General features: G+C 37.7%; 14 protein-coding genes. 4 read left to right on the top strand and 10 right to left on the bottom strand.

Annotated features, from left to right (window positions below; all coding sequences use genetic code 11):
- The first annotated feature begins 246 nt into the window (after positions 1-246).
- A complete protein-coding gene (locus JOC49_RS12440; RefSeq protein WP_204665361.1) occupies positions 247-789 on the top strand; it encodes a DUF1269 domain-containing protein in 543 nt (180 codons plus the stop codon).
- 137 nt (positions 790-926) lie between these two features.
- Here JOC49_RS12440 and JOC49_RS12435 read toward each other — a convergent pair whose 3' ends face one another.
- Positions 927-1,715, bottom strand: coding sequence for an AEC family transporter (locus tag JOC49_RS12435; protein ID WP_204665360.1), 789 nt, complete (start codon positions 1,713-1,715; stop codon positions 927-929).
- A 63-nt stretch (positions 1,716-1,778) separates the two neighbouring features.
- Here JOC49_RS12435 and JOC49_RS12430 point away from each other — a divergent pair, with 63 nt between their 5' ends.
- The 3 genes from JOC49_RS12430 to JOC49_RS12420 are packed head-to-tail and all read left to right on the top strand — an operon-like array spanning position 1,779 to position 5,207.
- Positions 1,779-2,498 carry a glycosyltransferase gene (locus JOC49_RS12430; RefSeq protein ID WP_204665359.1) on the top strand — a complete coding sequence of 240 codons (720 nt, stop codon included), beginning with the start codon at positions 1,779-1,781 and terminating at the stop codon, positions 2,496-2,498.
- A complete protein-coding gene (locus JOC49_RS12425; protein ID WP_204665358.1) occupies positions 2,485-3,438 on the top strand; it encodes a lysylphosphatidylglycerol synthase transmembrane domain-containing protein in 954 nt (317 codons plus the stop codon). Before JOC49_RS12430 ends, JOC49_RS12425 begins: the two co-directional genes overlap by 14 nt.
- Positions 3,423-5,207: an SLC13 family permease gene (locus JOC49_RS12420; RefSeq protein WP_204665357.1), complete on the top strand. Its 1,785-nt coding sequence runs from the start codon at positions 3,423-3,425 to the stop codon at positions 5,205-5,207. The genes JOC49_RS12425 and JOC49_RS12420 overlap by 16 nt, the downstream gene beginning before the upstream one ends.
- Positions 5,208-5,253: 46 nt before the next feature.
- On the opposite strand, the gene JOC49_RS12415 is transcribed toward JOC49_RS12420, so the two are convergent.
- From JOC49_RS12415 to JOC49_RS12375, 9 genes are all read right to left on the bottom strand, one after another.
- On the bottom strand, positions 5,254-6,399 hold the full coding sequence (locus JOC49_RS12415) for a fused response regulator/phosphatase (protein ID WP_204665356.1): 1,146 nt from the start codon (positions 6,397-6,399) through the stop codon (positions 5,254-5,256).
- Between the two features lie 11 nt (positions 6,400-6,410).
- Positions 6,411-6,716 (bottom strand): STAS domain-containing protein, encoded by a 306-nt coding sequence (locus tag JOC49_RS12410; protein WP_204665355.1) that lies wholly within the window; start codon positions 6,714-6,716, stop codon positions 6,411-6,413.
- Positions 6,716-7,129, bottom strand: a complete 414-nt coding sequence (locus tag JOC49_RS12405) for an ATP-binding protein (protein ID WP_204665354.1) — start codon at positions 7,127-7,129, stop codon at positions 6,716-6,718. The genes JOC49_RS12410 and JOC49_RS12405 overlap by 1 nt, the downstream gene beginning before the upstream one ends.
- A 14-nt stretch (positions 7,130-7,143) precedes the next feature.
- Positions 7,144-8,946: a putative Na+/H+ antiporter gene (locus JOC49_RS12400; RefSeq protein WP_204665353.1), complete on the bottom strand. Its 1,803-nt coding sequence runs from the start codon at positions 8,944-8,946 to the stop codon at positions 7,144-7,146.
- A complete protein-coding gene (locus tag JOC49_RS12395; protein WP_204665352.1) occupies positions 8,939-9,271 on the bottom strand; it encodes a DUF1475 family protein in 333 nt (110 codons plus the stop codon). Before JOC49_RS12395 ends, JOC49_RS12400 begins: the two co-directional genes overlap by 8 nt.
- Positions 9,258-9,548, bottom strand: a complete 291-nt coding sequence (locus JOC49_RS12390) for a barstar family protein (protein ID WP_204665351.1) — start codon at positions 9,546-9,548, stop codon at positions 9,258-9,260. The genes JOC49_RS12395 and JOC49_RS12390 overlap by 14 nt, the downstream gene beginning before the upstream one ends.
- A gap of 4 nt (positions 9,549-9,552) precedes the next feature.
- On the bottom strand, positions 9,553-9,993 hold the full coding sequence (locus JOC49_RS12385) for a ribonuclease domain-containing protein (protein WP_204665350.1): 441 nt from the start codon (positions 9,991-9,993) through the stop codon (positions 9,553-9,555).
- Positions 9,994-10,057: 64 nt separating this feature from the next.
- On the bottom strand, positions 10,058-11,173 hold the full coding sequence (locus tag JOC49_RS12380) for a 4Fe-4S binding protein (protein WP_204665362.1): 1,116 nt from the start codon (positions 11,171-11,173) through the stop codon (positions 10,058-10,060).
- A 9-nt stretch (positions 11,174-11,182) separates the two neighbouring features.
- Entirely contained in the window at positions 11,183-12,205 is a 1,023-nt protein-coding gene (locus JOC49_RS12375) for a substrate-binding domain-containing protein (RefSeq protein ID WP_204665349.1), read from the bottom strand.
- Positions 12,206-12,302 lie beyond the last annotated feature (97 nt).

Below are 12,302 nucleotides of genomic sequence, written 5' to 3'. Positions count from 1 at the left end.
ACTCCAAAGATGAAATCAATGATTTATCAAAAATGATTGAAAGGTGGTTGTAAATAATGTTACAATGTGTGAGAAGCAGTCTAAATTCTTCGTGAAATAGTGATTTTTGAAGCTAATAAAAAACACACGTGGAATTTAGGATGTAAATAATTTATGCAACAAGTGTAAACAGGTAGCTACAGATTGGGAAGTGGCAGCAGATGAAATTTGGGAAAAAACACAAAAGAAAAATAGGAGGAATGGAATATGAGTAAACAAGTAATGATAATGAGTTTTGATTCTGAAAGTAAAGCTTTTCAGGCTTTTTCAGAAATAAAAATACTTCATAGTAAAGGAATAATAAAAGGTGAGCAAATGGCTGTATTAAAACATACACCAAATCACTTATTAGAACCAATAGATTTTATAGATTTCACAGGAAAAGACCAAAGTGTAAAAGGCAGTTTAATAGGTATGGTCATAGGTATTTTAGCTGGACCACTAGGAGTTTTACTTGGTTGGTTTACAGGTAGTGTCATAGGAAGTTTTAGAGATGTTAAAGAAATTAAGGGAGCCTTATCTATATTTGAAGAAACCATAAATTTAATCCCTGAGAATACTATTGGAGCTATTCTTATTGCAACAGAAGAAAAAGAAGGACATGTGAATGATTTAATTATAGATAAATTAGATGGAAAAATAGTAAGAATAGATCAAGAAACAGTAGAAGAAGATATATCTATGGCTGTTGAAGCTGGAAAAGAAGCTAAAAAAGGAGCAAATGACAAATGGTACAATAGAAATAAATAAAATAGCTTAGTTATATTTTAAACCTTAGAATAGACATTATTCTAAGGTTTTTTATGTGGGAAAATCTTAATATTGCATTAAAATCCTTGAATGGTATAATTTTACTAGAAACCCTATATCATTTTCTCTATACTGTTCTAAGATAAAAGCATTGTGTCTTCACTACTAAATCCCATTTTTACAGCGGTAAATACTGCGATTGCAGGAAAAAGAATTAATTTCAAAAAACTAGCAATCAACGCAGGTCCCAAATTTTTCGATAATTTCCCCAGCTTAAAGGAACCACCAATGGTAAGAAGGGCCAAAGGCGTTGCTAAAACTTCAAAATACCCTACAGTGCGTTCAAGGATAATGGGCAATTCCACATTTAATGTTGAGGCCAGCATGCCTAAAACAACGGCTATAATCATAGGATTTGTAAGGATACCTTTCAAAATGCCCTTATAATCAATTTTTGTTTCCCTTGAACCGCTTAAAACAGAAAGAATTACCACAGCAGAAACGTTGTAAAGCGGCACAATCAATGCTATGGCAAGAGGGGCCTTTGCACCAATTCGTCCCATAACATTTTCCATTAGTGACAGGCCAATATAAAGAAAGTTCCCCCTATACGCCCCTTGAACAAATGCGCCCAACTGCCTTCTATCTTTGATTGCCAAATACCCAACACCCCAAGCGACGACGATGGTAATTAAAGTCCCAACCACCACAAAAGCGATAAATCTATAATCTGCAAATGCATCCAAAGGGCTATAAAAAACATCACTAAAGAGTTTTACCGGCAAAGCGACATAAAAGACAATGGCATTCGCTTTTTTAACAAATTCATCGGTAATAATGCCCTTCATTTTGAGACCATATCCAATAGCCATCACTAAGAAAATCGGTAAAGCACTGGACAGGCTAAATATAAAATTATCAATCATAAAATGCTCCTTTGGTGTTTTTTTGTTATAATAAAGTTAATTTATATATGAATAGAGGTTCTTATGAAAATTTCTTTGGTGGTTCCCGCTTACAATGAGTCAAAAAGAATCATACATACACTGGAAGAAGCCACGTATTATATGAAATCGCATTTTGAATGTTATGAAATCATTATTGTTGATGATGGCAGCACTGATGACACAGTTGCCATAGCAGAAACCTTTTCAAATCTAGGTGTAAAGGTGCTAAAACAACCCCACGCAGGCAAAGGAAAAACACTTAAGAGTGGTATTTTGGCAGCAACGGGTGATTATATTTTCTTTACGGATGCAGACTTGCCATACGCACTGGATAATATCGAAGTTGCCATAAAACACTTTAAAGATGAGACTACAGCTCTGGTTATTGGGGCACGAGATCTCTATCATGCGGAAAATGGGATTCCTTATCCATTCTATCGCAATATCATGTCAAAAGCATTCTCTTTTATTGTAAATCTTTTTTTAAATTTGGACGTCAAAGATACACAATGTGGTTTTAAGGCTTTTAAAAAAGACACAGCACATACGCTTTTTCCATTGGTTGAAATCAATGGTTTTGGCTTTGATATTGAACTCCTAAAAATAGCACGGATCAACCATCTTAAAATCGTTAGAATCCCAGTAAAACTTATGCACTCAAGCGGTTCCAAAGTAAATCCATTTAAGGATTCTATAAAAATGCTTCGCGACATCAAGACAGTATATAAAAATGCCAAAAGGGGACTCTATGAAATTCGGTGAGCTCAAAAACTCAAGCCTAATCAAAGGCCTTATTAGTTTTCTCATTTCAGGTGGATTTGTTATCTTACTTTTAAATCGATTACAAAGTGTAGATTTTTCCACTTTAACTTTGACATCTGTAAAATTGCCTTATATTTTCTTATCCATCCTATTTTATGTGAGCGGACAAGGCTTCAGAGCCATGGCTTGGCATCATGGCTTTGATCGAGATTTAAAAACACATTCTGTTTTTAAAGCCATAACACTTGGGAACGGTGCCAATATGGTCCTCCCCTTCAGAATGGGAGAAGCCCTTAGAATAGGTGCAATTCGGACTTTATATCCAAATAAAAAAATATCAAATATTGCCCTTTATCTTCTATCAGAAAGGCTTATGGATGTGGTCGTTCTAGCACTCATCGCTGTAACAACCGCTTTTTTCCTCCCATTTAGTCCTGAAATTGAAAGCAAAGTGAAAACAATCCAAATTTTGATTCTTTTAGGTGGTGTTATAGGCCCTCTTTTTTTCTATGGTCTTTCAAAACTCACTTCTATAAAACCAATTCAAAGGTTTTTCGCCCTTATTCACACGCCCCCTTTTAACAGTCTTAAAAACTGGGGCATTATTCTTTTTTACATGCTTTTATCGTGGACAATGGTTTACGGTTCTATATGGATGGGCATTATAAGTATAGGTGGAAGTGGTCAAGAACTGTTAGGCGCACTCCTTGTATTGATTTTTACAAATTTAGGAATGCTAATTCCTTCAGCGCCGGGCGGCATTGGAATTTTTCAATACGCCACCGTTACCGCACTGACCATGACACATTTTACAACAGCTGAGTCCGCCATACTAGCCGTATTGCTCCACATATTACAATACATGGCGCTTATACCCTTGGCCATTTACTACTTTCTCCGTTTAGGATTAAAGGGGGGGTCTTCTTGCAACAATATTTAGTATTTGCAATTATAGGTTTTTCGTTATTTTTATTTGTAGATGGTCGACTTCGATATGATTTTGTCGCTTTGTTGGGCCTGATACTGCTGGTTCTAATTGGTGCGATTGACCCTTCAGATACTTTTAATGGCTTTTCCCAACCTGCTGTAATTACTGTTGCTGCAGTACTTGTAATCAGCAATGCCCTCATAAGAACTGGCGCAATTGATTTTTTAGTGATTTACTTAAATCACAACATTAAAAGTCTACCGCTTAAATTATTGAGTTTAACTGCAATTACAGCGATTGTGTCCGCTTTCATGAATAATGTTGGCGCTTTAGCTTTAATTATGCCAATTGCCATAAAAGTAGCCAAAGAAAGTGAAATTTCGCCTTCTAAATTTCTCATGCCTGTTGCTTTTGCTTCCCTACTTGGAGGCATGATGACAGAAATTGGAACGCCTCCAAACTTAATTATTTCAGGTTTTAGAGAAGAAGCTTTAGGCGAACCATTTGCCTTTTTTGATTTTTTCCCTGTAGGAATTGGCATTACACTGATTGGACTTCTATTTTTATCCCTCTTTGGCGCTAGACTTACGCCTAATCGTTCTTCATCTTTTAAACAAGACCTCTTCAATATAGAGAATTACCTATCAGAAGTTCTTGTAACCAATAATTGTAAAGCCATTGGAAAAACACTAAGAGATTTTCAAAAAATATACAACTTAGAAATAAATGTAATTAGCGTTATTCGTAATGACAAGAAAATCATCGCTCCATTAGCAAATGAACAGATGCTATTAAATGACATTCTAATTGTCAAAGCCTATCCATCTGAATTAGCAAAATTAATCGAAAAGACTGGTCTAATATTAATCGGTGCAAAAACAAATCTAAATGACACAGATAAGAACAGTCAAACACAAGGTTTAGCCTTTGTTGAAATCGTTTTGAGAGAAGATTCACCTCTGATTGGAAGAACAGCTATGGATATCCAATTAAGAAATCGTTATAACGTCAACTTGATTGCAATCTCTAGAAAAGGAACACCTGCCATTAGACGTCTAAAAAGTTTTAGATTTAAATCAGGGGATATTCTTTTAATTCAAACAACTGAAAACTCATTAAACGATACTTATGCGAAACTTCGATGTCTTCCTCTTGCCGAACGTGGTGTTTCTATGACATCGAAGAAAAATGCAAAAGAAAAACACCTGACATTATTTATGTTTGTTGCTGCAATTGCTCTAACAGCTTTAGAAATTTTTCCAGTTCAAATTGTTTTTGTTGCAACAGCCTTATCCTATGTCATCCTTGGTATTTTAACGCCTAGGGAATTCTATGAGGCTATTGAATGGCCAACTATTATCATGCTTGGCGCACTCCTCCAATACGGTGAAGCGCTCCAACTTTCAGGAGGTGCCGATACAATCGCCAAATCGCTCGTCTATATTTCAAAATTTATGCCAAATGAGTTGGTTCTGTTCTCATTAATGTTTTTTACAATTCTCTTAACCAATTTGATTAACAACTCTGCGGCTGCAATTTTGATGGCCCCAATAGCCTTGAGCCTTTCACAGTTTATGGGTGTGTCTCCAGACCCACTTTTAATGGGTGTTTGTGTCGCTTCATCATCTGCCTTTATGACCCCAATTGGGCATCAATCAAACATGCTGGTTATGGGACCTGGCGGTTATCATTTTAGGGATTATGCAAAATTAGGTTTCCCACTGACCCTTCTGATACTAATTGTTGGCGCACCCCTTATTCTCTTCTTTTGGCCACTATAAAAACCAGTCTGTAGCAGTTTTGTTTAAAACTGCCACAGCTGGTTTTCTATTTTACCTGTATAATCATCATTGCAACATCATCCGTAAAATCCGTTTGCTTTGCTTTATTGATCAGATGAAAGCCATAATAAACTTGATCCATAAACTCATTTGGATCTTTATTTAATAGGCCTTTATACTGCTCACTAAACTGAACGACTTGTTTCCATCCCGTTATATCCGAAGACTCTCCTGAGCAAAAAAGACCATCCGTGTATAGAAAAATGCTGTCACCCGTATTTAAGGTCATCTTTTCAGTTTGATACTTAAGACCTTCAAAAACGCCAACTAAAAATCCATTTTGACGTATTTCTTCAATTGTTTCTGACGCTCGGTGATAAACAACAGGGTAAGGTTGCCCTGCGTTTGCATACTCAAAAATCCCACCTTTGAGACGTCCCACAAAAGCTGTGAACACAAAGAAATTGTCCTTTCCTGCAAAATCAAAAATCTCAAATATAGACCGGTTGGTTTCACTTAAAATTTCATCTGGCGTCATGTCTCGGTGTTCCACGCATTTTCGGAACAAGATTTTCACCATTGAAGATGCCATCCCAGCAGCAATGCCATGCCCAGTTACATCTGCTATCATAAAATAAACCGCATCGTCTTTCTCAACACAGTCGAAAAAGTCGCCCCCTATGCCCATAGTCGGGTGATACTTAATAAATAATTCTGTATTTCCAATCCCACCTGCTTTAGGGAGCATAATATTTGCAAACAAATTTGCATACTTGAGTTCTTCTGAAATGAGTTTGTTTTGCTCATGCATTAGCAGTGCGTTTTTCGCCTTTAATGGCAATATAATATTCATGTCATCTACAGAAAGTGGTTTGGTAAAATAATCCACTGCACCCTCTCTAAGAATATTCTCTATGGATTGGATTTCGGTAATCGAACTGTTCACAATAACGGGGATATCTTTATACTGATCATTTTCTTTTATAATTTTAAGCGTCTCAAAACCATCCATTTCAGGCATGACCAAATCTAATAGAATCAAATCAATTGATGTTTTTGACAAGATTTTCAAGACTTCATTGCCATTTTCCGCTTCAAAAAAATCAGTCCCGCCGATGCTATTGGATAAGATATCCTTTATAAGTTTTCGATTAATGGTGGCGTCATCTGCAATCAATATACGATAAGACATACTTCCCCCCTTCAATAATCAATCTCAAAAAACTGGTCCAACTTCATAAGTTTAAAGAGACTTTGAACGTCCTCATTTGCCCCGACAATTCTAAAAGATTTCTTTTTTGACTTCATCGCTTTATAGAGCGAAATTACAAAAGTAACCCCGACAGAATCAATGTTTTCGGTATTACACAAGTCAAAAATGAGTTCTCTAAATTTATGATCTTCAGGCAACAAGCGCTCCACTTGCTCGTTTAAGTCTGCCACGTGATTTGCCGTAAGCCCCATATCTAAATTGAGTTTTACGCGTTCCCCATTTAATTGTACGTCCATCAATTTGCCTCCTTACCCGTTACATAAGTAACGCGTATGTAATCTCTATTTATTTGAATGTTAAATCCCATTTCAAGAATTGTTTGATACCCACGATGACGTTCTCTCAAGGGTGACTCTTTTTCATCTGGAATAATCGTTTCATCTACTTCCACCCCTGGACCCTCATCATAAAAATCGAACGTCAAATTTGGTGGGTCTGCATGCAAGATACACCCTACTTTTTTTTCAGGATCAAAATGATTGCCATGTTCAACGCCATTATTCAGCATTTCTCGGATCATAAACTTAATTCGAAACACGTCATGTTCACCTATTGCTGGACATTCCATTTCTAAAAAAGTCTCTATCGAGTGTACTGCAGAATCTACAGCATCAAAAGAGGAGGGTATAAATTTTTTTAAAACAATCATCTCAACCTCCAAAGTTAGTGCACTAAATTAAACACTAAAGCCGCGATAGCTGTTGGCAATAACGCATATTTAAGAAGCATCGGTGCAGAAATCCCCTCTTTAAAAAATCGTTTTAAGATGGATTGTCCAACCGGGTTTGGCGCATTGGCAATTAAAGTCAATCCGCCTCCTGTTACAGCGCCTGATACCACAGCATATTTCATTGAATCCCCAAAATTGGAAACCAAAGTACTTAAATAGGTTATTGCAGCATTGTCGTTAAAAGCAGTAAGAACAATTGCTGTAAGATTGAGTCCCAGTGGTTCTAGAGATCCAAGTAAGGGGGCAATCCACCACCCTTGAAGGTTTCCATGAATCATAATACTGGCTAAAAAAAAGGCAACTAGTAAAGCCGGTTTTAAATCCAAACGATTTTGATAAAATGCGGTTACTTGATAAAATCCAAGATAAAAAAAGAATCCTGCCAAAAATAAAACTGGGTGGTGTGCATTAAAAACTGTCCAAATTAAAAAGCCTATATGAATGCCTATTATCCAAGCAGGGACTTGATCTTCTCTTTCATCCCATTTGGTATCATATAATTCAGGCCGTTGATTTTCAGGCAACAATACAGGAAGTGTCCTTCTAAATTCCTCAGTTTTAATGCCATCAAATTTCTCATCTATTGCTTTATCAAGACCATATGCCTTATGTTCCTCCTCTGACAATTTCATTTCAGCTAACGCCTTGATATTTTCCTTTAAAATACCACTATAAGCTTCAACCTCTTTGCTAAATCCCAAACGTTTGTCTACAATTCGTTCAAGTTCTTCAAAACTCTCTTCAAGCTCCTTTTGACTGATAAAGCGCTTCTGAATATATTTCTTATATCGATAGTATTCATAAGGCGCTTTTAAGGCTTCAAAATCCTTTTTCATCAAAAGAAAATAAGCCCCTGTTGATAAAACAATTGCTATAATTGCTTTCCACCCAAAATTTAAAAACATAAACCCAGTACTCCAGTTCCACTTGCTTGCTACCATAAGAACAGGTGGCGCTGCAAAATTGGTTAAAACGCCCCCAATGGAGACATTGACAAACAAGAGTGCCAAAGTTACATACCTTAATTTTCGACTCGGATTTAAGCTAAAAAACTTCTCTGCCAATAAAAAAGCGGCAATGGTCATTGCGGCTGGTTCTGTGATAAAAGAACCCATAAGGGGGGCCAATATTAATATTGAAAGCCACCAAATTTCAAGACTGTCACCCAAGGTTCTGACAATTCGCCACATAACCATCTCAAACAATTTAATGATGGGCCGACTAGATGCAATGGTCATAATTACAATTACAAACAGCGGTTCTGTATAATGCAAACTGTTAATGTAGTTTACAAATGTGTTCCAATCATAAAAAATTGATATGGCAACAGCCAAAGCAATGGCCCAAATCCCAAAAATAGTTTCAACCTCTCCAAGCAAATGCAAAATGCTTGCTGGAATAGAATTTGAGTGTTTTTCTGCCTTTCCGTCACGAATACGTTGTTGGTACTTTTCCGCCATCCTGTGGGCTTTCTTTATAAAGTAACTTGAAAACATAGTATGGGCTATGGCTAAAAAGAAAATTAGGGTTGCCACTAAGTTAAAAGGTTCCTCTTTTACACGTAACTCAAGCGTCTTAAAATAACCAGATGTTGAGTTGTCTTCATAGCTCTCTTGTGCTTTTGGAAACGTATATTTGCCTTCAATCGGTGCTTCTTCGGAAGCCCAAACTAAGCCACCCAAAGCCAAAAAAATTATACATACACTTAATAAAAGAATGCCTCTGCGCTTATACATGTTCCCTATCTCCATAGAAAAATTGTTTCATATCCCCATTGGCTCGAATCAATTGAATCAAAACGTAAAGCGCTCCGGTGAAAAATCCAAATACCATCATGAGAATAACCCAGATTACAGCGTGAACCCTGCTTTTTTCACGAAAGACAATCCACAAAGAAAAAAGAACAAAGCCAACATATAAGTCCACCATGGATACGATACCCCAAGGGTTGGCTAAAAGTTCACCCCCATCTGCAAAAAAATCGCCCTGGGTAAACCCATAAAATAGAACGCCAGTCATGGCCATCAGACCAATAAAAGATATAATTTTAGCAGATTTCATAGGCGGCCTCCTCAGTGGATAATTTAACTTTCCAATTTACTTCTCCTGCTTCCTCAATTGTTTTTAAAAAGTCCTCTGCATATTTGCCCAAATTGTGGATTAACTTTGAAGGATTCAAAACACATATTTCTACAGGGATATCCCAAGTTGAAAGCACATCATAAAGTGCATCTAAATTTTGTCCATAGTGGTCCGGGAATCCCATTTTATTTTTTATCTGAAGGTGCAAATCCGCTTTCGTTACGGATTGTCCGCCCTCTATATAGACTTTTTTCATTTTATCACTCCCCATAAAGCAACGTGAAGGATTCATAATGATCAGAAGTATAATATATCAAACCATCATTTGAATAAACAAGGCGCTCAGCGCCTCTATATCCCCCTTCATATGCCACATCACATTCATAGTATACCCTTCCATCGCTTTCAGGTAAAAGTCCTTCGCGATTTCCAAACCGATCACCGCCAATAACCATCCCTTCAGCTACTTCCCATAGATTGCCTTCGCTGGATTTCCATCCAAGGTCATCCGCTTCTGACTTGGTTATATAATTATCCGGAAGTCGATTAAAGGTATGAAGGTAAAGTGCAACATCCTCTTTTGTGTAATAAAACTCTGATTCAGACACTACCACTTGTGTTGTGCTCTCATTAGCCCCGCAACCATAAAGCGCCAAAGCCATTAAAAATATCATAATCAAAGACACAAATTTACGACTCATATCCACCACCTCACACAAATATGTTACCCACTATAATAAGTTAACAAACACGCTCTATTGGTGTCTAAAATCGCCAACTCAATTCAATACATCCATTTTTACATTTGCTAACACATAGACCACATCCAATACATTTTTTTGCATCAATTTTAATGGCCCCCGCCTCTATGGTAATTGCAGATGCAACACACCCTTCAGCGCACATATTACAAGCTTCGAGCGGGCAATTTCCAGTTACAACTGCCCGATAAGGTAAAACTTCCATGTCATCTATGGGTTTTAGCCCCCCAAGTGCAGCCCCAACAACATCGGATACCTTATAATTTTTTCTGGATAACCACTGATCTAAGTCTTGAATCACTTCATCAATTACATGAACGCCTTTGTTAAGTAGGCCAGACCCAATTTGAACGGCAGATGCCCCAAGCATCATATATTCCAGTACATCTGAATAAGTTTCAATCCCGCCAATGCCACAAACATCAATATCAACAGACTGTGCAATAGACGCAACCGTTGCCAAACCAATGGGTTTAATTGGCGGCCCCGACAAGCCACCATACGTTTGAAGTAGAGGTCTTTGACGCTCCAAATCCACACCAAGGATGCTTCTAACAGTATCAATTGCACTGATTGAAGCTGCACCTGCATCCTCAACTACTTTTGCAAGGGCTGTAATATTTGTTACATGTGGTGAAAACTTCACCATAACTGGAATATCAACTGTTTGAACCACACGCTTGATGGAATTGTATAGGTATTCGGGATTAGACCCCATAACCGCAACACTTTCACCATGCGGAATTGAAACGCCAAGTTCAATGGCATCGGCCCCCGCTTTGCAAACGCTTTTAGAAATATAGGCCATTTCTGAAGGTGAATGTGCCATAACACTTGCAATTACAGTCCCACCGTCTGACTTAATCTTTTTAATAAACTGCATCCATTCTTCTAGTGCGTGGTCACTATACATTCTCGTATTTTCATATCCACCGTTTTTATAATAGAGCCAAGGACGTACATTTTGGCGCACTTCCATGGCAATTGTTTCAGTAATTACAGCTGCGGCACCGGCATCCAACGATCTTTGAATCCTATCAGGCGTTCGACTCCAAGGACCTGCAGCCACTAAAATTGGATTTTTCAAAGACAGTCCCATAAATTCTGTTTTAAGTCGCATGTGTTCCCCCTATTCCCCAAATATTGTCTTGATGCCACTGACATGGCCACATGATTGCCTAACTTTTAGAGTTACTGGTAAATAAATAGACGTCCGATTCTCCGCTCCAGACTCAATTTCATCAAACAAAAGTCGGCAGGCTGTCAATCCCATTCTATAGGCCGGCAATTGGATTGTCGTTAGTTTCGGATCCATTAAAGCCGACATTCTATTGTTGTCAAAGCCTACAATTGCAATATCATTTGGGATTTTTAACCCTTCAGTTTTTATGGCATCCATTGCACCAAAGGCCATCCAGTCATTGGCCACAAAAATAGCTTCAGGTATTTTATCGAGCCGCAAAAGTCGCTTTGCTGCGAGGTAACCCCCTTCAATAGAATCATCCCCTGATATAATCCACTGGTCTTCCCAGGTTAACCCTGTATTTTCAAGTGCAGCTTTATAGCCTTTCAACTTTTCCTGGCTCTCAATAAACCTTAGATCACCGGATATGTGGGCTATGTTCTTAATGCCACTTTCAATAAGATGCCCAGTCGCTTTTTGAGCCCCATCAAAAAAATCAGAATACACCTGACTGAATTTCCAATCCCCTTGAATTGAGCCAATCATCACAGCAGGCAATTGGTTTTTCTCTATACGTTCCATAAGTGTGGGGTCCAAATGTCCGCCAATAAAGATAAGCCCATCTACTTTCCTATGCGTGAGCATCTCAATATAGTCAGATTCTTTCTTAATAGAATCCTCTGAGTTGCAAAGAAAAGTGCTATAGCCCTTGCTATGGGCAATTTCTTCAACACCTTTAGCAATTTCTGTATAAATAGGATTTATAATATTCGGTACCATAAGTGCAATTAACCCGGTTCTGTTTAAGTTAAGTCCCCTTGCAAACCAATTAGGTGTATAATCCATTTCTTTCATAATTTCATGGATATGATCCCGTGTTTTTTCAGTTACCTGATCCGGATGGTTTAAAACCCGGCTTACCGTCGCCACAGAAACCCCTGCCCGCTTTGCAACATCTCTTATGTTCACCCCATCACCTTGTATAATGAACTCGTAGTCAAGTTACGGTCATTATCCTTTCTTATACGATATAATTAACATAGTGTTGTGGATTGGTTTCATCACC

Origin of the sequence: Fusibacter tunisiensis, from assembly GCF_016908355.1 — a bacterium.
Classification (GTDB): domain Bacteria; phylum Bacillota; class Clostridia; order Peptostreptococcales; family Acidaminobacteraceae; genus Fusibacter_D; species Fusibacter_D tunisiensis.
This window is presented reverse-complemented; position numbering and strand designations above follow the sequence as displayed.